This window comes from Nostoc sp., assembly GCF_036919495.1.
In the GTDB taxonomy this organism is placed as follows: domain Bacteria; phylum Cyanobacteriota; class Cyanobacteriia; order Cyanobacteriales; family Nostocaceae; genus Nostoc.
Genome location: NZ_JBALBZ010000087.1, coordinates 109,025 through 130,699, shown reverse-complemented (window position 1 = coordinate 130,699; position 21,675 = coordinate 109,025). Strand labels below are relative to the sequence as shown.

The window sequence follows — 21,675 nt, the reverse complement described above, 5'->3', positions numbered from 1 at the left end:
TATTAGCCCTGATCAAGACTAAGCCCAAATGACCCTCCGGGTGAATCTTTACTCCTGCGATCGCTAAACTCCTCAAGAAGGAAACCACGTCCGCGACTCATTTTAATTCGCTCATGGGACAGCCCTGCATTGGACGGGTTGAGAGACATAGAGTAAGTGGTGTGGAAACCTTCAAGACTACACTGCCTTGCCATTCCTCTTGGCCTTTCACACCATTTACAAAAACTTTCGTAAGCTTAGTAACATGGTGTCTCCCTCAGTCAGAAGAAAGCACTGACTCATCAATGACTATTGAGCAACTGCTTGAGTTAGAGGTTTTAGTTTATTAGCCAATCTTGACTTTTTCCTTGCCCCATTGTTTGGGTGAAGGACACCCCGTTTGGTCGCTTTATCGATTTTGGCGTAAGCCTCGGATAAGCGAACCTGTGCTTCTTGTTTTAATTCTGGGGTAGGATTAGCTGTATAGACAGCTACAGCATTAATGTATTTCTTCATCAGCGTCTTGACTGCTGATTTGTAAGCTTTGTTACGCAGTCGGTTACGTTCTGCGATTTCGGCACGCTTGAGAGAAGACTTTGTATTCGCCACAGTCAATTCCAAAAATACTATTAATATGTACACACACTACTAGACTTACTAATATAGCATCCAAATTGCCAATGTTATAATTTCCTAAAAAAAATTTATCATTGGAAATTTGTTACTGGAGATTGGGGAAGATAGTCTTTAGTCTCCGCTCCCGAATCCCCAGTCCTTAATTTGATGTGTCGTCAATTAAGGAAATACGTTAAAATAAAATACATGTAAAATGGTCACCCTAACTAATACCTGGTTAAGCAATGTCATTGCCAATATAATCAATCTGTCCCGAAAACAGGTGTATTGTTAAAGGCAAGGAACTGTAAGTAGCTAAATTTCAGGGGTTTCAAAGTATAGAATCGATACTATATTATTATCGATTCTATACACATGTTAACTACTAAAAGTTAGGAAAAGAAAAATTCTACTCAGACCCTACCCCCTGTAAATCTGGGGGATTGGATGTGTAAATACACCACCTGTACCCCATAAGGAGTGAGGATAAGGGCGTAAGAGTAGCGCGGGCACGCATGCTTCCTGCCGCTAGCCTGTCAAGGCTGGTTGGACTGAGCAATTAAGTGGGCCTTCTCAAGCAAATTAGATGCTGGCAGACTTGAGAGTATCAAAAAAATCCACGTTAAGCTAGAGAAGAGAATTAGAGTCAGCTTGCACACCCCAGTGGGTCAAGAGCAATACTAAATCTCAGGTTTGAATTATTATAATTTTGGCATTGTCCTTACTCCATGCTGCGAATCATTACTCAGCAGGCAGACGTTAGAGCAGAACTACAACGGATCTGCGATCGCACCCATGATGAACAGGTGCTTCACAAAGAAGCAACGGTGCGGGAAGTTTTGCAAGCAGTGAAGCGCCAAGGCGACAAAGCTGTATTGCATTACACAGCCGAATTTGACAAACAAACCCTGAAAGCAGAAGAACTCCGAGTTACAGGCTCGGAACTAGATGCAGCCTATCAGCAGGTGTCAAAAGAGTTGTTGGGCGCAGTTCGGTTAGCTTGCCGCCAAATTGAAGCGTTTCATCGTCAGCGAGTCCCAAAAAGCTGGGTACACTTTGGCGACGATGAAGTAGTGCTGGGCAAACGCTATACCCCCGTAGATCGGGCAGGGTTGTATGTGCCTGGTGGCCGTGCCGCTTATCCCAGTACAGTGCTGATGAATGCAATTCCGGCTCATGTTGCTGCTGTACCTCACGTTGTGATGGTGACACCACCAGGACCAGGGGGTGCAATTAACCCAGCAGTCTTGGTAGCTGCCCAAGAAGCAGGAGTGCAAGAAATTTATCGCATTGGGGGCGCACAAGCAATCGCTGCTTTAGCCTATGGCACAGAAACAATTCCGAAAGTGGATGTGATTACTGGGCCTGGTAACATTTATGTCACCCTAGCGAAAAAACTTGTCTATGGCACCGTTGGCATTGATTCTTTGGCAGGCCCCAGCGAAGTGCTGGTGATTGCCGATGAAAGCGCAAATCCGGTGCATGTAGCTGCTGACTTGCTGGCCCAAGCCGAACACGATCCAATGGCGGCAGCGATTTTGCTGACGACAGATGCGGCTTTGGCAAAAAACGTGCAATTAGCCTTGGAAAGACAGCTAGTGGATCACCCACGGCGAATAGACACAGAAAAAGCGATCGCTCATTACGGCTTGATTGTCCTTGTAGAATCGCTCCAAGCAGCAGCAGAACTCTCAAATGAATTTGCCCCCGAACACCTGGAATTAGAAATTAAAGACCCTTGGGCACTCCTACCACAGATTCGTCATGCTGGGGCAATCTTTTTAGGTTACTCCACACCAGAAGCTGTAGGAGACTATTTGGCAGGCCCTAACCACACCCTGCCAACTTCTGGCGCTGCTCGCTATGCTTCGGCATTAGGGGTGGAAACTTTCCTCAAACACTCTAGTATTATTCAATACTCCCAAACTGCGCTGCAAAATGTCGCTAGTGCCATTGATGTGCTAGCAACAGCAGAAGGTTTACCTTCTCATGCTGATTCAGTACGCCGCCGAGTTCAGCAAGAAGAGTGATTTGGAATGTTTAATTTTTTCTTATAATTATAAAGTTTGGATAGCGGCACACCATTGCTATTCTGCCTTCAGCTGCCCTTTAAGCGTCCTGTAGTTTCTGGAAGGGGTTTTCCTCTCCCAGAAGCTCGTAAAAAAAGCTTCTCCAGACCAATTGCTACAATTCGCTAGCATGAATTGGTGTGTAACTGACTTATAGTTCCGTCTCAAATATATAAATTAATAAGTAAATAAAAAATTGGTTTAGTGTAGCTGCCGACGAATTTTGCTAGATACTTATGTATGGTGTCTACTCTTTAGGAGACAAGAGCGGTGCTAAATAGTGTTTTGGTAGCTCTGGACGGTTCGGAAATTTCAGAACGAGTAATTCAGACTTTAGATGATTTGGCGTTCTCAAAAGATTCCAAGGTTATTTTTTGTCATGTGTTTCCCACGCCAGAATCAGAGATGGAACTACCTGCCGATCGTCCTCAGCCAGAGTCGCCAACATTTTCTTATTTTCAGATTGAAAAACAACTGCAATCTTATCAAGAAAACTTATCAATTCCAAGTGAGTTAGAACTAGTAACTGGTGATCCTGCTGAAGAGATTATTCGCCTTGCCAATATTTACAAAACTGACTTGATTATAATTGGCAGTCGGGGGTTGATGGGGATGAAGCGAATTGTCCAAGGTTCTGTTAGCAGTCAAGTGGTGGAAGAGGCTAATTGTTCGGTGTTAGTCGTCAAACCAAGGTAAAAATTTGTAAGGGGAAGCAATGACTATAACCACCCCAAAACTAACCTTTGAAGAGTATCTAGCTTATGATGATGGCACTGATACGCGTTATGAATTAGTCAATGGAGAATTAATTCCCATGAGTCTAGGAAGTGGACTAACATGGGGCGGTAACAGAATTTCTCAATCTTTCTTTCCGAGCAGAAATTCTCCGGCTAAAGTTGGATTGTACTTCTAAACAAATGGTTATCGGTGTTCCTTCTCCCCATGCTGGCAGATACGATACATCAAGGATTACAAATGTAGTTGTGATTCCATTGCCTCAGTGGCGAGAGTTGAGAAACCAAAAGGCAGTTATTGAACTTATAAAGATTTGATGTTCGTACTAAAATGTGCTAATTGCTATATTAGTAGCTATATATAAGCTTGATATTTGGATACTTAATACATACAGTCAAGGCACTTATCAGTAATAAAAGCAAAAGCGATCGCTTTCACCCTCCAGAGCGAAAACGCCAAATTATGGGAGTTTTGCAAAAAAGCTCATTTAAAGAGAAGACGGCAATATCCAGCAGATTCAATACAATGGGACAGGCGATCGCATCTATGAAACAATATCAGCAGATGGGAAATACGGGGGCGATCGCTATTCTGCAAATAAAGGAAACAGAACAAGCTTTCAAATCTGGTTCATAAACTGGGGACTGGGGACGCAAAGAATAACTAATGCTCAATCCCCAATCCCTTTACTTAAATCAACGTCCTTGAGTTGCCAGAAACTGACGCAAGCTCAACAAACTCAAAGTTTGACCCAAATTCAAGGGCAAAAGTGAAACTCCTTCCAAGCGGGACTGTACCCAACCTTCTCCCCAGTACCATTCGTGGAACCCGTCAATGCCTCCGCTAAGTACCAGGCGGAGACAGTTGGGTTTTACAACATCTACTTGATGATGAATCGCAACTGGCCCAGTCCAGGTTGTAAACTGGAATCCGGGAAGCAGCTCTTCTGGCATTCCTGGCGCAAAGCGTTGCCCTAAGAGCCATTTTTCTAGTTGCACCGGATGCAGCAGACTGTCACGAATTGCATCTGTTGGTGCTTCAATTTCGATCCGCAGTTGGCTTTGTTGAAAATTACCCAGCATTTTACTCAGATTACCTAAAGGTGATAGGTCACTATTTCTAATATTGCAAATACAATCACTGATTATTGCGGCGTCACATTTCTACCAACAGAGAACTTAGAATAGAAAAAGTGAACTTGTTAAGAAATGTAAGGTTATTCATGGCGGATCAGTTAATTCGTGCAACAGCAGCCGAAGGTGGAATTCGTGCCGTAGGTGTGATCACCACACGTTTAACAGAAGAAGCACGGGGGCGTCACAAGCTATCTTATGTGGCAACGGCAGCACTGGGTAGAACTATGGCGGCGGGCTTGTTAATGGCTTCTAGTATGAAGCGAACTGGGTCAAGGGTCAATGTTCGGGTAAAGGGCGATGGACCCTTGGGTGGCATATTGGTAGATGCAGGCTTAGATGGTACGGTACGCGGGTATGTCGGGAATCCATCGGTGGAATTGCCTCCTAATGCCAAAGGTAAGCTAGATGTTGGTGGTGCAGTGGGTGGTGGCTATCTCTATGTTGTCCGGGATATTGGTTACGGTTACCCATACTCTAGTACTGTTGAACTAGTTTCTGGAGAAATTGGCGATGATGTGGCTCATTATCTAGTAAATTCTGAACAAACACCTTCAGCTTTAGTTTTAGGTGTGTTTGTGGGAGCAACTGGAGTAACGGCGGCTGGAGGATTACTGATACAAGTATTGCCCAAAGCTGCTAGAGACGAAGCTTTAGTAGAAACGTTGGAATCACGGGTTGCTGGGTTAGCAGGATTTACGCCATTGTTGCAAGCTGGGAAGACGTTACCTGAAATCTTTAATGACTTGTTGGGAGACATGGGGCTGGTAATCTTTCCCGAACGGCAAATGCTGCGCTTCCACTGTGGTTGTTCTTTTGATCGCGTTTTGGGGGCATTGAAGATTTTGGGAGAAGCTGAACTGCAAGATATGATTGTTAAAGATCATGGTGCTGAAGCAACTTGCGAATTTTGCGGCAATGTTTATCAGGCAAGTAGCGACCAGTTAGCTCAACTAATTGCCGATTTGCAAGCTGAATCTACTGTTTTAGGATAACGTATAAACTAGCACTGAATTTTTATCTTGCTAATGGTACTCTGTGGAGAGAGATAATCAAAAAAGTAGCTTTTTAATCATGAGAAAGTTACTATGTCAACAATGGAATTATCAACCTAAAACAGAGCGCTATTCAATTATTTTGGTGTGAGAGATGACAGAGCGGGATATTCCAGACAGTTGGTCTTCAGCCAGTGGAAGAGAGCCAGATCAAAACAAAAGATTATCCCGAACAGAACAATTCGGTGAAACTCAGCCATTTGATTCCCCAGCTACTGGTTCTAACTCCAAGTCAGTGAAGCGGCGAAAAAAAAACCATACGGAAGGATTATCTATAAATAGTAATTCAAAAGAAACTGCCCAACTCAGTAGTACTTCTGGGAAATGGCCACGCTGGATGAAAAGCTGGACATTGTGGCTGGTACTACTAATGTTGATTCCCGGCAGTGTAGCATTCTTGGCAATGGCAATGCTGCTAAAGTTGCCCTCTGCCCCTAATTGCCCTTCGATTTTCTGGCCGCTAGCTAGTGCTTCAGTGCGGCTACACTGCGCTCAGTTAGCGGCTTCTAAGCAGACAGTGAACGACCTATTGCAAGCGATCGCTCTGGTGAAGCAACTACCACAAAATCACCCGTTACATGAAGAAATTAATCGTTTCATCGAAGAATGGTCGCGGGATATTTTGAAGCTAGCTGATGAAAGTTTCCAAACAGGTAATTTAGAGGAAGCGATCGCTACTGCTCGTAAGATACCCGAAGATGTGGCAGCTTATAAATTAGTCGATGAACAAGTTGACAAGTGGCAGTCAATTTGGTCAAAGGCAGAAGCCACATACAACGGTGCGATCGCTGAAGTTAAGGAACGGCGATGGCAATCGGCATTTATGTTATCCGCCAAAATGCTGCGCGTAGACAATCAATACTGGGCGGGTACTAAATACGACCAATTGAATCGTCTAATTGCCACAGCACGGGAAGATGGCGATAAGTTAGGAAAAGCTGAAAGTTTAGCAAACAGCAAAGTTGTCGATAATTTATTAGAAGCTATCAAGTTAGCCGAGTCCATTGGGCAGGAAAGTTACATTTACCAAAAAGCTCAGGAAGCGATTCCGGTATTTGGACGCAAAATGCTGGAATTGGCAAAGGCAAAACTAGACAAGCAGGATGCGGATGAAGCACTAGATATTGCTAGACAAATTCCAGAGATTGCGAAATTACAGGGTGAAACAGATGACTTTATCGCCATAGCTGACGCGAAAAGAAGTGCTTGGATAGGTAATGTTTCTGGTTTAGAGGCAGCGATCGCCCAAGCCCAACAAATTGATCCTTCTAGAGCAGTGTATAACGAAGCACAGCAACTGATTGCTCGCTGGCAATTGGAAATTGAAGATGTTGCCAATCTAGAAAAAGCGAGAACATTGGCTAGCCAGGGAACAGTGCCTAATTTAACAGCAGCGATCGCCCAAGTAGAACTCATCCCTGCTAGTAATCCCCGCGCCACAGAAGCTAGGCAAGAAATCGGTCGCTGGCGTGCCCAAGTGGAGACAATTGAAGACCAACCTTATTTAGAACGCGCCGAACAGATAGCAATATTTGATGATATCAACTCTTTGCAAGCTGCGATCGCCCAGGCCAGCGAAATTCGTAGAGGTCGTGCATTATATCCAGAAGCACAGAAAAAAATTCGCACTTGGGTAGCAAAGATTCAGCGAATTCAAGACCAGCCCTATTTGGATCAAGCACAAGAACTGGCTCAGAGTGGAAATCTTACCGCCGCCATTAGTGCAGCTCAACAAATTGCCTCGTCGGGAAGGGCGCTTTCACAAGAAGCACAAGCTGCGATAAATGGCTGGGAAGGAGAAATCCGCACCAGAGAAAACTGGAAAAAAGCGCAGGAAGCGGGCGCAGCTGGCACGCCAGAGGCATTGGTTGAGGCAATTCGGCTAGCAGATCGGGTTTCAAATAATAGCATGTTACGTATGGATGCGAATCAGGCTATTGACCAGTGGAGTCAGCAATTGTTAGAAATAGCACGCTCTCAAGGTCAGTCTGATATTGCCAGAGGAATTGACATTGCCAAATCGATTCCACGAGGTAGTGCTGCTTATAGTGGGGCGCAAGAGCAAATTAGGGCTTGGCAGCAATTTCTCAATCCTCAACCAGAACCTCAGTCTCAGCCTCAGCCTCAGCCTGAATCTCTACCATTTCCTCAATCAACTACTAATGGGCAGTAACATCCTTATTAACAATTCAGTTAAAACCTTTTGATTCAGCATTTTTAAAAAGCATATCAGGGATGCCGGGGTGTAGGGAGATTTCCTAAATGGGTCTACAAATTACAATATTTTTCAAGTAGGGTAGCACAGTTAGCTGTGCTACCTTACGAAAACTTATTCCTCGATTACTCTCCCCATTCTTTAATTACAGAAAATAGTGATGAGTAATCATCATCAGCAAATGACATTTTTACGGCTGTTTGCAAGATTTGCCGAACACCTTTAATACTGCTAAGATCCAAACTTCGAGATTTCGCTTCCGAGATAAATAATTCTGTATCTTTAAGCAAGTGTTTTGTGGGAAAATTCGGATCAGCATAATTGCCATTCAACATCCGTTGTAGCTTTGTGTCAAAGGTAGGTGCGTAAAGTGGACTGTCGCGCAATATTTGCATAAACACATCCACATCAACACCCTGACGCTGGACAAAAGCCAGACTCAAAGCAAAGCTAGTTGTCAGGGAAGCTATGAGTTGATTTAACGCTAATTTGAGCGCCGCCGCAGATCCCACTGGCCCAATAAGTAAAGGTTCTGCCCCAAAATTTTGGAGTAACTTTAAGTGGTGTTGATATTGTTCTGGCTCGGCCCCTACCATAATACTTAACTCGCCAGCTTTTGCTTCCGGGATACTCCCTAATACAGGTGCTTCTAAATACTCACCACCACCACCAACAACTGCATCCCTAATTTCCTGGCTTTCTGTAGGAGTAATTGTTCCCATTTGGATGATTGTGCGCCCTTCCAAAGTTTGCCAAGCAGTGTCTGAAAGCAACACATTATAAATGGCCGGGGCATTAGTCAACATGAGGATTACGCACTCAGCAGCACGAATGGCGTGGCGAGGATGTGTAACAATTTCAGCCCCAGCTGCTTGTAGTGGTGCTAATTTTTCTGGGGTGCGATTGTAGGCAACTAGCTGTATATCTGCGGCTAATAACCTTTGAGCCATTGGTAGTCCCATCAGTCCAGTTCCCAGAAATGCCACCTTCATTTTTCAAGTTCCTTTGGTACAGCGTAGGCGTAGCCTGTTGTAGACATCGCGTTTCCATCGTTTGATTTTAATATCAGTTATCAGTGAACAGTTATCTTTAAATATTGATAGCTATTCACTGACTAGTGACTAACGTCTCTGGCAATTAGCCACCAGCCGCAAAAGTCACCATAATTATCACTGAAAGTAAAATTCCTGGGGTAAGTAAGGTTACTAGCATTAACAGGTCATGAGTGGACATAATTATTACTTTGGTATTGTGTTTAGCTTTACAGTAATCACTGTTATGCTAGTCTAGATAAGACTGATACTGCATTTTTAAATAGAGTTTTAACTTTTTTTCTTTATGTTTACTCTGGCAGGGTCAATCCTTTTAGTGGTTGAGAAATTTCTGTATTGTCCAGACCTTTGCTCTGAATTAAGACTCCAAAGCCGCCGAGTCCTGTAGGATCTAGAAGTTGGTGTAGTGAGTCCCGGCGCTGTAGTAACTGTGAGAGAGGTTGCTGTTGAGAAGAAAGGGCTGCAATCCGATCGCCTAACCCTAATGCCAGCAAAAATAATCCCTGCTGGATAAAACCAACTTTTTCTAAACTACACCGCTCACCCCAGCGCTCTAAAGCCGTAAAGTCAACATGGGCAGTGATATCTTGTCGCCCAATATTTATATAAGGGTTGTCATGGAAACGATGCTGGTAATAACACTGTAGCGTTCCTTGCGATCGCCTGGGATTATAGTAACGGCTGGCGGGGTAGCCATAATCAATTGTTAACACATAACCGCGCTGCAAGCGGTCTGCTACTATACTCAACCAGTCTAGAGCAGCTAAATTAATTTCACTACGGTAGCCATCTGGATATGTACTTTGGTTCAAGTCCATTTCCACTAAGTTTAAATATTCAGCCAGTTGGGGCGTTGAAGGTTCTCTTGTGACTTCTACAAATAATGGGCATAGGGTATTGGTTTCTTTCTCATTCTTATCTGTGGTTACATAAATTTCTCGGAGTTCACCCGTTTCTAGGATGAATTGATGCACAGGGAAAGCATCTACTAATTCATTAGAAAAAAAGCAGCCTGCGATCGCATTTGGTGGTATTTCCTCTAAATTGCACCAACGCACAGGCAAATCTTGCAAGCGTTGCTGCTGTTCTTGTCTTAAAGTTGGGGATTTTTCAACAATGATGTACTCCAGTGCCGCAAAAAAATCTGGGTATTGCAGTTGATGATACTTAAGGATATGTAATGCTAGCAACCCTTGACCTGCTCCCATTTCTACCAGAGAAAAGGGTACAGGTTTTCCTAAAATTTCCCACATTTGGCAAAATTGTTCGGCTAGTAACTCGCCAAAGTCAGGACAGAGGTTGGGAGAGGTGAAAAAATCACTATCTTTAAAACCTATTTTGACTGCATCGCTGGAATAGTAGCCATATTCAGGGTGGTATAATGCCATGTCCATGAATTGGGCAAAAGTAATTCGTTGTTGAGGATTGGTGGTAATGTAATTGGCGATCGCTGCACACAATACTGGATTTGAATCCATAAAATTTGATACTGGGGAGTACAGAAAATAAATGAATTATGAATGATGCAAAACAAAATTCATAATTCATAATTTCCCTAACGGTCTACAAACCCCATAATATAGACCACTGTGGTATGAGCGCTGACATTTATTGACAGACAAAACTTAGGAAGTTTGCACTTCCAAGCCATCGCCACAAAATGCTTCAGCACCTTTATACCTCAAATGCTTATGTCAATACATCTTTCAAAGCCGAAATCGACGGTGCAAAGAAGTAGCCGCCCCCAGTAGTAATTACCCAGTCTTCAGGTGCGCTTAGTTCTTTAGTTTGAGGTTTATTTTGGTCATCCTCAAGGTGGATAAAGAATTTGCGTGTGCGATCGCCACCTGGTTTGTTATTATCACTTTGACCAATAATTGGATCGGGACCAAGAGTTAATTTACCTTCAAACTCATGGCCGGTAGCAGCCTCCTCGCTGAAGTTAGAGTTGTTAACCCAGAACTTAGTGACAAACTCAAACTGGTCTACAATCGAGGTCTGATAAGCCAAAAAGTGGAGGCCACGATCAACAAACTTATCATCTTGTAGCGGATTGTTGGGTGTTGAAGCAGACACCGGGCCATAAGGAATGCCACGACGAAGTAAGCGGTGTGTTTGAGTGGTCACTTCACTGCGATCAATCTCCTCGGGGCCTGGGCCTCCACCTCCTGGTGTTTTGTCATTGCGTGGATAAGTCTTGCGGGTATGGGCAATAAATGGACAACGCAGACCCGTTGCATCGTCGGAAGGTGGGACTACATCGTTTTTAAAGAAATTATCCTTTGGTGGATCATCACCGTTGAATTCAAAATCATTATTGGCATCGTCATCATTACCTAATTTTGGAGCATCTTTTTCGGGCGTGCGGACAGTGGGAGCGCCACTAGGCCAGCGACCAATCAGCTTTGCGCTCACCTTCCGAGGATCGGTGTTTAAGTCAACAGCAATATCGTTCAAGAACTTGTGGAACTTATATACATCTTGACGTAATCGGCGGAATACAAGGTAAGAGCCATCATTCGCCCAGTGTAGTCCTGCCGATACAACCTTACCTTTGCTATGTTCCAATGTTTTAGCATCATTGTCCTGGCCTTCATAGCCAAAAACGAACTCTCCTGGCCACAAAAGATCCTGTCCTGGTTTGCCCTGGTTTTTATTCTCTGGGTTCTGCCGAGGAGTGAGAAGTTCTTTGGGATTATCAGCAACTCGGCCACGAATACCAGGTTGTGATATTCCATCCAGGTTGCCGAAATGCTCATGTCCAGTCACGGGTGCGGGTAAGTTGGCTCCCTCTTCTAAGAAGGTAATTCTAGCTCCACTGCTCTTAGGCTTGCCTTGCTCATCTGTAAAAGCCACAATGCTTTCTAAGATCCGCGAAACTTCTGCTAACAAGTCCGGGCGATCGTCGCTGGCAATGATGAAAACCACATCAACTTTGCCATTATCCGGCCCACCCACGACCCAGCCAATAGGTTTACCATCCTTGTCTAGCGGGTCGTTCAGTTCAGCAGCGCGTGCTGCTAGCCCAGCTTTAAAGGCTTCATCTGTAAATGAGGCGGCATCATTAGTTAGTTTCTTCAGCCCCTCAAAGGAGAAAGCTACATTTACCCAGGTTGCCTTAACAGCGCCTTCGCGGTTTCGTCGTTTTCTGGTGGACTTAAATAGACGGTTGAAGGCAATCACTTCTGAAGCGGTGGCAATGAAGTCGATCTGTGACTTAAGCCACTGCTTGAAAGCCTTTGGATTTTCAATTTCAAGGAATAAGAGGGCTTGGTAGTCTTTATTGAACCCACCTAGAATGTTGCCTTGAATGTTGTTGACATTGAGAATAGGCTCATTAGGCGCAGGGACGTAGAAGAATGCGTTTGTCTGTTGACCTTCTAACGGATTAGGAGCAGGTGCTTCACGAATGATTTGTTGTGTCATGATCAAAGTCCTGTTGATAGTAAAGCCTATTGGCTATTCCAGAATTGAAATATCAAATTAGGTGTCCCTTATGGGAACCTGTGTTAAGTTATCAGAGATAGGTAAGAGATTTATGCAGCAATTTTACCCATATTTCATGGTTAGGAAGATTGCGTTATGTAAATAAGTTTAGATTTTTAAATATGATGATAAATATTAGTATAGGGCAAGATATAGGAAGAGTTTTGTATGTCTGCCCCAAGCTTGTTACATGCAAAATTAAATAAAAGTTTTTAATTTTAAATAGGAAGTTCAATAATATATAGCAATTCTATCTGAGTTTTAAAAATTAGTTTTTAATTAAACCAGAGAGGAATAGAGAACACACAGAGAAGAACCAATAAAATTTTTCACAAATTATTTAGAAATGCTATGGCGATTCTTAATATTCCTGTAAGTTGTGTTAGGCACATATTTCAATATAATTTGTCACGAAAAAGATAATTAAAGCGCCTGACACACGGCTATATAAAACGGTGCGTTAGGCTAAAGCCGTAACACACCCCACTTAAGATTTATTTTATAAATAATTGTCTTTTAAGTGTTGATTTTCACTTTTGCGATCGCAATCCTCAGCGCAATTAATCGCTTCTAAGGCAATTGCTACTTAGGCACTTACCAACGACACCAGCACGCCATTGGGATCGCGGACACGAGCAATTGTTTGTCCCCCAGGCTGGCTTTTAGGAGCATCTAGTGTTTTTGCGCCTGCTCCAATGGCTCTCATGTAAGCGCTGCCAACATCAGGAGTAATAAATGATATTTGGATTAATGCTGGTGGTTGTGTAACGTCGTTGGGATGGCAGCCACCAGGAAATAACTTCTGTGCTTCGCTAGTAGAGGAGAAAGCTAGTGTGGTGTTTCCGGTTTCGATTTCCGCCCACATAGATTGCCCCTTATCCACGAGAGTGCGACGAACTAGACCAAAGGCTTTTTCGTAAAATTCCACGGTTTTAACTACATCGTCTACCCAAATCACCGTGTAACCAAATTTCACAGTTTTTATCTCCTTATCTAGAAAAATCAGTGCTGGCAAGGATTTCTACTACTTTACTTTAGGCGATTTGAATACACAGTGACTTAACTCTCCAGAATATTACGATCTGTTGCTAGAGTTTGTGCCCCTGTTTTCATCATTTCTATATCTGATGGCGACCAATAGTGAGGGCTTTGACAGTGATGTGCTACTAGCAATCCCCATAATCCTTTAGGTGTGACGATTGGTACAATCAAGTTGGCGCGAACCTGCAAATTGCACAGAAAATCTCGGTGACAAGGCTGGATTGGCTCTAACTCAATATTAGCGATCGCTCTTACGCGTCCTGCTAAGTATAAAGCAGCATACTCGCTGTTAAAACAATCATCGGGGCTAGTGGAACCAAGTATTGATAATTCTTGAGAACTCAAAGATTCAAAAGTCACCTGTCCTTGCCACTGACTGTAAAAATAATACAACTTTGATTTGCCCTCCACCAAAAGGCTTAGATCCCTGACTTCTTAAAGAAGTCGGGGATCTTTTTGTTCGTAAGACTAAATCTTGCCTAGCCTAACTCCGATCGATAATTTCTGCTAATTCTTGGGAAATATCTACACAACCGTAATCTTGCCAGCGATCGCTAAACCACTTTTGCAATTTATTACAAGCATCGTGGTCTAAGATTCTATAAATATTCGTACATCTGTTATATGAGTAAAAAATTTTTATAGCCAGATTAGAGACGCGATAAATCGCGTCTTCAAAAATTATAAAAAAAAGAGCAGTTGTATTATGCAACTGCTCTAAAAAATGTTTAGATAAATATTTTCTACCTATCTACAGATCCCATAATTACGTCAACACTACCAAGAATCACCACAATATCTGCAACCTTCATGCCCCGCAGTAAATGTGGGACAATCTGGAGGTTGTTGAAATCTGCTGCGCGAATCTTCCAACGTGCAGGGAAAACGTTATCATCGCCAACCAAATAAATTCCCAATTCACCTTTGCCACTTTCTACACGGGCGTAGATTTCACCTTTGGGCATCTTGAAAGTGGGAGAAACTTTTTTGCCGATGAATTGGTAATCAAATGCGTCCCACTCGGATTTTTTACCTGCGGCTAAACGCTTGGCTTCCAGATTTTCGTAAGGGCCGCCAGGAAGTCCTTTAATTGCTTGGCGAATAATCTTCACTGATTCGCGCATTTCCCGCATCCGCACTACGTAACGGGCAAAGCAATCACCGGCGGTTTCCCACTGCACATCCCAGTCGAAATCGTCGTAGCATTCGTAATGGTCAACTTTCCGCAAATCCCATTGCACGCCAGATGCGCGTAACATTGGGCCAGAAAGTCCCCAGTTAATTGCTTCTTCACGGGTAATAGTACCAAGTCCCTCAACACGTCGCCGGAAGATAGGGTTATCGGTTACTAAGCGTTCGTACTCATCAATTTTAGGTAATAAGTAGTCGCAAAATTCCACACACTTATCTACCCAACCGTAAGGTAAATCGGCTGCTACTCCACCAACGCGGAAGTAGTTGTTATTCACCATCCGATAACCTGTAGCGGCTTCCCACAAATCATAAATCATCTCCCGTTCCCGGAACTGGTAGAAGAAGGGAGTTTGTGCGCCTACGTCAGCGAGGAAGGGACCAAACCACAGCAAGTGGTTTGCGATGCGATTCAACTCCAGCATGATGACGCGGATGTAGCTAGCGCGTTTGGGGACAGCAACACCTGCAAGCTTTTCTGGGGCGTTGACAGTGACGGCTTCGTTGAACATTCCCGCCGCGTAGTCCCACCGACTAACGTAAGGGACGTACATTACATTAGTACGGTTCTCGGCGATTTTTTCCATTCCCCGATGCAAATAGCCGATAACTGGTTCACAGTCAACGACATCCTCGCCATCCAGAGTCATGATTAGCCGCAGAACCCCGTGCATTGAAGGGTGGTGTGGCCCCATGTTTAGCACCATTGGTTCAGTGCGGGTTTCTAGTCTGGTCATAGATTTCGTGTTCTCCGTTCGTGAAAATTTTGAATTGAACCGCCCAGATGTCAACCACAGCCGATTTATCTAGTCTGCCAAAATGAGGTTTGTAGGGGCAATCTATATAAATTTGACTCTACAGGGTTATGTTGGAGAGAGGATAGCAGCGAAGGTGTTGTAATTGATGTTTCATTTCGTTGCACCTCTTCAATTATTATAGGGAAGCTTGATATGTAAGGGATTGAGGCACAGGTTTTTTTTCATCTAATCTCTTTTTGCATTTAAAATCCTGATGTTGTTAAATCCTGTTCAATCTTGTATAAGTTCGTGTCTAAGGCGAATGGTACGTATACAGCCAACAGCTATTTTGATTTATACACAGAGTCACTTGCAGTACTGAAGATGTGATTAAAGCATTATCAGTAAAATTTATAGTTTAAAAAAGCTTAAATTATTTAGGGGTTGTTAGATGCACGATAAAAACCATAAAAATATACATGAAGAAGTACACTCAACAATAACTTGGTTAAATGAAAGAATAAATGCTCTTAAAGAGCGTTTACAGGAAAGTCTTTTGGAAGGAACCACTGAAGATTTAGTAGATGCTGATGATAATGTAGCGAGGAAGGAGATAATCCGAAAAAATTTAATAAAGTATATTGAAATCAAAAATGAAATTGAATTTTGTAATGAATTGAAGAAGCAACTGTTAAAGGATGAGGACGACTTCATCAAGGCTCAAGGGAAACCTGTTGTCTTTAGTGAGCCACTTTTAAACTCGGATTTAGATAGTATTCCTGACTCAAGACTTTGGGAGGATTAAGTAAGATTTTGCGTAGTGTCAGGGCAGAAGGGGTGCTTTTCACACTATCAGCCCTGTTAGAGTATAACAGCCCTAAATCGTGAATATCCCTACTTTATTCTCTCTGCGTTCTCTGCGCCTCTGTGGTTCGTTAAAAAATCGAATTCTTACAAATCAGATAATTAAATTTCTAACAGCAAGATTAAGAAATTAGTCAATCCCATTTATTTATCAAAAATAAAATTAAAGATGAAATCAGATTTACAAACACCGCTAAATTTAGAAGAACTGGCTTTTTCTCATATTTCCGTTTTGGGACGGGAAGTAATTGAGGGTTTGGCGGTGCGTCCAGGTGGACATTATTTAGATGTAACGGTAGGTGGTGGTGGTCACAGTCGCTTGATTTTAGAAGCTGCGGCGGATGTGCGGGTAACAGCAGTTGACCAAGATGAAGATGCTTTAGCCGCAGCGCAAAAGAATTTAGCTGAATATAGCGATCGCATACAATTTATTTATAGCAATTTTGCTGACTACGAGTTTCCCCTTAACACTTTCGATGGTATTTTAGCTGATTTGGGGGTAAGTTCTTACCATTTAGATCAAGCAGAAAGAGGTTTTAGCTTTCGCCAAGCTGCAAGTTTGGATATGCGAATGGATCGAGGGCGATCGCTAACTGCTGCTGATGTGATTAATAATTGGGATGAAGCAGAATTAGCTGATATTTTCTTTAAGTACGGTGAAGAGAGATTATCGCGGCGCATTGCTCGTCGTATTGTAGAACGGCGACCGTTACACACGACTACAGAATTGGCTGATGCCATCGCTTCTTCAGTTCCCCCGAAATACCGTTATGGGAGAATTCACCCCGCTACCCGTGTTTTTCAAGCTCTGCGAATTGTCGTCAACGATGAGTTAAAATCCCTAGAAACCTTTTTGGATAAAGCACCAAATGCCCTTGTCCCTGGTGGCAGAATTGCAATTATCAGTTTTCACAGTTTAGAAGACCGCCCGGTGAAGCATGGTTTAAGAAATTCACCTTTATTAAAAGTATTGACAAAAAAACCGATTATTGCTCAAGAAGAGGAAATTAGTCAGAATCCGCGATCGCGATCGGCCAAACTGAGGATAGCAGAAAAGCTGCTGTAAGCCTTAAACGGCTCCATCTCGTCGCTCAGAACTGCTGCGAATACCCTCAATGAACTGAGAATAATTTTCTAAATCTTGTTCTGAGTTTGGCATTATAAAGTAGAAGCACAAGCCGAAATCCCCTTACTCAAACGCTCCCAAAATATTTTTGAGACAATTATTGGTCTTGCGCCCCTGTTGTGACTTCTCGGCACTGTATTAGGATTAATTAACTCCTTTGCTTCTCTAAATATCCAAGAAGTGGGAGGTACTAAAACAACAGGTATAACATCTGGAATTAGTGAAGCTTTAGTATCCACAGCATCAGGGTTGGTAGTGGCAATCTTTACACTATTATTTGCCAACACCTTCCGGGGACTCTACCAGCGACAGATTGCCTGAATTCAAGAATATGCTGCACAGTTAGAATTACTCTACCGCCGTCGCTACGAAAGAGGAGATAACAATTTAAAATTCAAAATAAATCCAAAATAGTTCAATTGAGACATTTGGCGATCGCTCCGTCGAGCCGCGCTCATGCCAAAGTCCAAAATTGATTGGCTCTAATAGTATTCTAAAATGACGAATAGCTTTTTTCGCTACAGTTTTTGAGGAAATATTCCATGACTATTTGGGTAAATGAGCAAATTGATCCGTCTGGGATGATTCATGCCTGTATTGCCACTTGTAATGAATCTCAAGCCAAAGATTGTCATGATTCATTTCAGAATAATTTGACCGAAACGCAAAAGGAAGCTGGTTGGGTAGCACGATTGCGGACAGTGGATTCTTGGGATGAAGTACCTGTGAATTCTTTAAAACTCAATTAATTGGATGCTATGGAAAGTAAACTTCATAGCTTCAGCATTCCCAAAGAGACACGATTACCTTTATTTTTTCTGCTTGCCTTGGACGAAACTCTGACGCGCTTTGCTTCACCAGACGGCTGTTTAATCCAGCTTTGCTGACAGTTAGACCATTTTGGTTTGAGATGCAAATCGTCTGAGATGGAGGTCATTTTTTGGGATTTTGATCGAACAGATTTCAGGAGCGTAGGTGTAGCCCGCTATAGGCATCGCTTGTCTACCACACGTTGCACCTATGCCAATGCTGATAGCGATCGCAACAAATTTCATGAGAACAGGTTAATAAAGGATAAAATTGGGATTAAAATTATCAAATTATTAGCAACTACATCCAAAAAAAGTAACATATTATAGTAAATTGATGATTTTTCTGAACTTTTAAGAGCTATCATCTATACCGGAGATTAAATTAAAAAACTTGTCAAAACAGAATCAATTTAGTGAACTATCCCAAGGTTTACACTTCGGAGCAAGCCTGTCCCATTAATTTAGTTGGTGAAACGGGACAAACGGTTCAAATTTCAATTCATCCTCCCAGTGAATATATCTGTGCCAACTGCGAACGGATATTACCAGATTGGAAACGGCAGCCATTTTTACGAGTAGTGATTGTCTTACAGCGATCGCGTTATCAACTAGTCGAAAAGACAGCAGAAGTAGAAACAGAGAAAGAACGCTTGCGAGAAAAGTTTATGAGATTTGGCTGCGATTTGGCATTTAATCTGCGCGATCGCGGCTATTTAACAGACTTAATCGACCCTCGTACAGGCTATCCTTTGCTGTCTCATCCCGGAGCAATCCCTCACGATGACACAGCAGTTGTCAAAGCTTTGCTCAACTATCCAGTGATTAAAAATAAATGCCGTGTGTTAATTCATCCCGAATGGGGTGCAGCAGTTTACCCTAGCATTTTGATATCAGAAGCTCCCCCCATTTTGATCGAATGGGTTACTAAAGGCGTAGCAGCTATGCATGGGTGGAGAGAAATTGATTATTAATTGGGCGTTGGATCGCTCTCCTTTTTATTTGGGTTATTCCTTCAGAGTTAATCTGACGTTTGTCAATTCAGAAGCTAATCAAATTTACAAACATATTCTGGTTTTACAGGACATATTTTGGGTGCGATCGGGTTAGTTTTAATATTAATAAGAATCAAATGAGTCAGAGTGGATAAAGGCTTGATGTCTCTGATTTGATTTGATTTGAGGTCGAGAAAAGTCAAATTATTCAGAGTGGATAAAAGCTTGATATCGCTGATTTGATTTACAGAGAGATAGAGAATAGTCAAATTATTCATAGTGGACAAAGGCTTAATATCACTGATTTTATTTGATTCAAGGGAGAGAATAGTCAAATTGGTCAGAGCGGACAAAGGCTTGATATCGCTGATTTCATTTGAGCCAAGTCCGAGTACAGTCAAATTATTCAGAGTGGACAAAGGCTTGATATCGCTGATTTCATTTGAGCCGAGGGAAAGAGTAGTCAAATTATTCAGAGCGGACAAAGGCTTGATATCGCTGATTTGATTTGAGGCGAGGTCGAGTCCAGTCAAATTATTCAGAGTGGACAAAAGCTTGATATCGCTGATTTTATTGGAGCCGAGGCTGAGAGTAGTCAAATTATTCAGAGCAGGCAAAGGCTTGATATCGCTGATTTGATTTGAGTCAAGGTCGAGTACAGTCAAATTAGTTAGAGTAGACAAAGGCTTGATATCGCTGATCTGATTTGATCGGAGGGAAAGAGTAGTCAAATTATTCAGAGTAGACAAAGGCGTGATATCGCTGATTTGATTTGATCGGAGGGAAAGAGTAGTCAAATTAGTCAGAGCAGACAAAAGCTTGATATTACTGATTTTGTTGAAGCTGAGGTCGAGAGTAGTCAAATTAGTCAGAGTAGACAAAGGCTTGATATCGCTGATTTTGTTGAAGCTTAGGGAAAGAGAAGTCAAATTATTCAGAGTAGACAAAGGCTTGATATCGCTGATTTGATTTGAGCTTAGGGAAAGAGAAGTCAAATTATTCAGAGCGGACAAAGGCTTGATATCGCTGATTTGATTGTAGCCGATGGAGAGTTTAGTCAAATTAGTCAGCTTTTGGTTAGCCTGCTTGCAATTTTGAGTCTGGGTTTCTTCTAAAAGAACCTCAACTGTATGTTTTGTCTGCGGAGGTAAAGTTGATTTCTGCTGACACCAATCTGTAAAGCTTTTGGGATTTTCCAGAGGAGCAGCAATAGTCTGTGTGGTGTAAAATTCCAAAGCAGAAGTAAATATTATGGCGATGCTTACTCTAAGTTTCATTGCATGGTACTATAGTTTTATAGTATAATATTATACTCTCTATCTTACGCAATTACACTAGACAAAAATTACCTAAATTTGGGATGAAAAAGTAATTAAGTAAAAATAAAATCAGCTATTTTTCGGTCGCCGCAGTTTCTGAGAACCAATTGGGCCAAGAATTTGGTTAAGGCTACGCAATTGCTCTGCTGTACCCATACCAATTAGCCGATCGCCTGGCATTAAAACCGTATCGCCTGTGGGGCCACCAATTAAAGTGCCATCAGCGCGGCGAATTGCCAGAACTAATGCCCCAGATTGCGATCGCAATCTTGCTTTTTGCAAAGTTTGACCGACAAAAGGACAAAAAATTGGATCGAGTAAAAATTCTTCCATATACAACTGACGGTCTGCACCTGTCAAAATCCCGTCTACAAAGTCCAATACTTGGGGTCTGAGTGCCGCAGCAGCCATGCGCTTTCCACCAGTAATATAGGGGGATATCACTTCATCTGCACCACCGCGTCGTAACTTCTGCAAAGCTTCTTCTGTACTTGCGCGGGCAATCACCCGAATTCCTGTATTCAGTGTTTTTGCTGATAAAACAATATATAAATTTTCGGCATCGGAAGGAAGGGCTGCAACGATACATATTGCCCGTTCAATGCCGACTTTCAGAAGTGTGTCATCTAAGGTAGCGTCACCTTGGAATGCTGTGTAACCTTCAGCCTGCGCCCTTCGTACAGATTCCATCTCCGAATCAATCACTACAAAAGGTACCCCTTCTGCTCGAAATTCTTTGGCAATTTGACGACCAGTCCGGCTAAATCCACAAATAATGTAGTGTTCTGTTAGGGATTCCATTAACCGCCTCTGTTGCTGTAGCCGAATTCCTTCTTGAAAGTAGCCTTGAATGATCGCTTCTGTAAATCTGTTGACAATGTAACCGATGTTGATTACACCCAACAAAATTAGGGCAATTGTAAACAATCGTCCTCGGCTACCCAGTGGGTGCGTCTCTCCATATCCCACAGTTGCAAGAGTGATGACTGTCATATAAGCTGCATCTTCCCATGACCAGCCCTCCACTAACGAGTACCACAAAGTGCCAATCAAGAAAACACCGCCAAGAGCGATCGCCCCAGCCATTAACTCCTTTTGGATACGTTGATATTTTTGCTCAAGTGTTGAGTACAAAGTTTTTTTTCACCGCCGCCAAGCGTTTGAGGTTATATAAGCGTTAACTTAAGAAGAAGTACGAGTTATAAAAAGTATTTTTTAGGGATTTCTAGGAAACTAGTAAATAACTATATGATG

Annotated in this window: 21 protein-coding genes and 2 pseudogenes; 11 read left to right on the top strand and 12 right to left on the bottom strand. The window is 42.6% G+C overall.

All coding sequences use genetic code 11. The annotated features are described in order from the left end of the window. Window positions 1-288: 288 nt before the first annotated feature. Complete coding sequence (gene rpsT, locus V7K25_RS13220; RefSeq protein WP_335158583.1) at window positions 289-588, bottom strand: 30S ribosomal protein S20; 300 nt, start codon at window positions 586-588, stop codon at window positions 289-291. A 734-nt stretch (window positions 589-1,322) separates the two neighbouring features. Here rpsT and hisD point away from each other — a divergent pair. The 4 genes from hisD to V7K25_RS13200 all read left to right on the top strand — a co-directional run bounded on the left by hisD (window position 1,323) and on the right by V7K25_RS13200 (window position 4,034). Then, window positions 1,323-2,624 carry a histidinol dehydrogenase gene (gene hisD / locus V7K25_RS13215; protein ID WP_335158581.1) on the top strand — a complete coding sequence of 434 codons (1,302 nt, stop codon included), beginning with the start codon at window positions 1,323-1,325 and terminating at the stop codon, window positions 2,622-2,624. 309 nt (window positions 2,625-2,933) lie between these two features. Next, window positions 2,934-3,359, top strand: coding sequence for a universal stress protein (locus V7K25_RS13210; RefSeq protein WP_335158579.1), 426 nt, complete (start codon window positions 2,934-2,936; stop codon window positions 3,357-3,359). A gap of 19 nt (window positions 3,360-3,378) precedes the next feature. Continuing rightward, on the top strand, window positions 3,379-3,576 hold the full coding sequence (locus V7K25_RS13205) for a hypothetical protein (RefSeq protein ID WP_335158577.1): 198 nt from the start codon (window positions 3,379-3,381) through the stop codon (window positions 3,574-3,576). A gap of 188 nt (window positions 3,577-3,764) precedes the next feature. Further along, a complete protein-coding gene (locus V7K25_RS13200; RefSeq protein ID WP_335158574.1) occupies window positions 3,765-4,034 on the top strand; it encodes a hypothetical protein in 270 nt (89 codons plus the stop codon). A gap of 59 nt (window positions 4,035-4,093) precedes the next feature. On the opposite strand, the gene V7K25_RS13195 is transcribed toward V7K25_RS13200, so the two are convergent. After that, window positions 4,094-4,480 (bottom strand): hypothetical protein, encoded by a 387-nt coding sequence (locus tag V7K25_RS13195; protein WP_118171665.1) that lies wholly within the window; start codon window positions 4,478-4,480, stop codon window positions 4,094-4,096. Between the two features lie 140 nt (window positions 4,481-4,620). Between V7K25_RS13195 and hslO the strand changes: the two genes are divergently transcribed. Together hslO and V7K25_RS13185 are read left to right on the top strand one after the other, a co-directional pair. Further along, entirely contained in the window at window positions 4,621-5,526 is a 906-nt protein-coding gene (gene hslO / locus V7K25_RS13190) for an Hsp33 family molecular chaperone HslO (RefSeq protein ID WP_335156901.1), read from the top strand. A gap of 154 nt (window positions 5,527-5,680) precedes the next feature. After that, entirely contained in the window at window positions 5,681-7,759 is a 2,079-nt protein-coding gene (locus tag V7K25_RS13185) for a chromosome segregation ATPase (protein WP_335158570.1), read from the top strand. A 167-nt stretch (window positions 7,760-7,926) separates the two neighbouring features. Here the strand turns inward: V7K25_RS13185 and V7K25_RS13180 are convergent, their stop codons facing one another. The 7 genes and pseudogenes from V7K25_RS13180 to V7K25_RS13150 all read right to left on the bottom strand — a co-directional run bounded on the left by V7K25_RS13180 (window position 7,927) and on the right by V7K25_RS13150 (window position 15,308). Beyond that, on the bottom strand, window positions 7,927-8,793 hold the full coding sequence (locus V7K25_RS13180; protein WP_335158568.1) for an NAD(P)-dependent oxidoreductase: 867 nt from the start codon (window positions 8,791-8,793) through the stop codon (window positions 7,927-7,929). A gap of 350 nt (window positions 8,794-9,143) precedes the next feature. Further along, complete coding sequence (locus tag V7K25_RS13175) at window positions 9,144-10,331, bottom strand: class I SAM-dependent methyltransferase (RefSeq protein WP_335158566.1); 1,188 nt, start codon at window positions 10,329-10,331, stop codon at window positions 9,144-9,146. A 211-nt stretch (window positions 10,332-10,542) separates the two neighbouring features. Continuing rightward, a complete protein-coding gene (locus V7K25_RS13170) occupies window positions 10,543-12,279 on the bottom strand; it encodes a Dyp-type peroxidase (RefSeq protein ID WP_335158564.1) in 1,737 nt (578 codons plus the stop codon). 646 nt (window positions 12,280-12,925) lie between these two features. Continuing rightward, complete coding sequence (locus V7K25_RS13165; protein ID WP_335158562.1) at window positions 12,926-13,315, bottom strand: VOC family protein; 390 nt, start codon at window positions 13,313-13,315, stop codon at window positions 12,926-12,928. An 83-nt stretch (window positions 13,316-13,398) separates the two neighbouring features. Then, window positions 13,399-13,773: pseudogene (locus V7K25_RS13160) on the bottom strand (GAF domain-containing protein); the annotation flags it as partial. A gap of 91 nt (window positions 13,774-13,864) precedes the next feature. Then, window positions 13,865-14,092, bottom strand: a complete 228-nt coding sequence (locus V7K25_RS13155) for a hypothetical protein (RefSeq protein ID WP_335158558.1) — start codon at window positions 14,090-14,092, stop codon at window positions 13,865-13,867. Between the two features lie 31 nt (window positions 14,093-14,123). Beyond that, entirely contained in the window at window positions 14,124-15,308 is a 1,185-nt protein-coding gene (locus V7K25_RS13150) for an NAD(P)H-quinone oxidoreductase subunit H (RefSeq protein WP_335158556.1), read from the bottom strand. A 451-nt stretch (window positions 15,309-15,759) separates the two neighbouring features. Between V7K25_RS13150 and V7K25_RS13145 the strand changes: the two genes are divergently transcribed. From V7K25_RS13145 to V7K25_RS13130, 4 genes and pseudogenes are all read left to right on the top strand, one after another. Continuing rightward, entirely contained in the window at window positions 15,760-16,113 is a 354-nt protein-coding gene (locus V7K25_RS13145; RefSeq protein WP_335158554.1) for a hypothetical protein, read from the top strand. 228 nt (window positions 16,114-16,341) lie between these two features. After that, the gene (rsmH, locus tag V7K25_RS13140) at window positions 16,342-17,238 is read left to right on the top strand and encodes a 16S rRNA (cytosine(1402)-N(4))-methyltransferase RsmH (RefSeq protein ID WP_335158552.1); all 897 of its coding nucleotides are present in this window, start codon (window positions 16,342-16,344) and stop codon (window positions 17,236-17,238) included. 102 nt (window positions 17,239-17,340) lie between these two features. Beyond that, window positions 17,341-17,712, top strand: a pseudogene (locus V7K25_RS13135) (MotA/TolQ/ExbB proton channel family protein); the annotation flags it as partial. Between the two features lie 128 nt (window positions 17,713-17,840). Next, on the top strand, window positions 17,841-18,047 hold the full coding sequence (locus V7K25_RS13130) for a glycogen debranching protein (RefSeq protein ID WP_335158550.1): 207 nt from the start codon (window positions 17,841-17,843) through the stop codon (window positions 18,045-18,047). A gap of 23 nt (window positions 18,048-18,070) precedes the next feature. Here V7K25_RS13130 and V7K25_RS13125 read toward each other — a convergent pair whose 3' ends face one another. Next, on the bottom strand, window positions 18,071-18,235 hold the full coding sequence (locus V7K25_RS13125) for a hypothetical protein (protein WP_335158548.1): 165 nt from the start codon (window positions 18,233-18,235) through the stop codon (window positions 18,071-18,073). Between the two features lie 288 nt (window positions 18,236-18,523). On the opposite strand from V7K25_RS13125, the gene V7K25_RS13120 reads away from it, so the two are divergent. Beyond that, window positions 18,524-19,081: a methylmalonic aciduria and homocystinuria type D protein gene (locus V7K25_RS13120; RefSeq protein ID WP_335158546.1), complete on the top strand. Its 558-nt coding sequence runs from the start codon at window positions 18,524-18,526 to the stop codon at window positions 19,079-19,081. Window positions 19,082-19,155: 74 nt separating this feature from the next. Here V7K25_RS13120 and V7K25_RS13115 read toward each other — a convergent pair whose 3' ends face one another. Both V7K25_RS13115 and V7K25_RS13110 read right to left on the bottom strand, forming a co-directional pair. Then, window positions 19,156-20,379, bottom strand: a complete 1,224-nt coding sequence (locus tag V7K25_RS13115) for a leucine-rich repeat domain-containing protein (protein WP_335158543.1) — start codon at window positions 20,377-20,379, stop codon at window positions 19,156-19,158. Between the two features lie 111 nt (window positions 20,380-20,490). Next, on the bottom strand, window positions 20,491-21,555 hold the full coding sequence (locus tag V7K25_RS13110; RefSeq protein WP_335158541.1) for a potassium channel family protein: 1,065 nt from the start codon (window positions 21,553-21,555) through the stop codon (window positions 20,491-20,493). Between the last annotated feature and the right edge of the window lie 120 nt (window positions 21,556-21,675).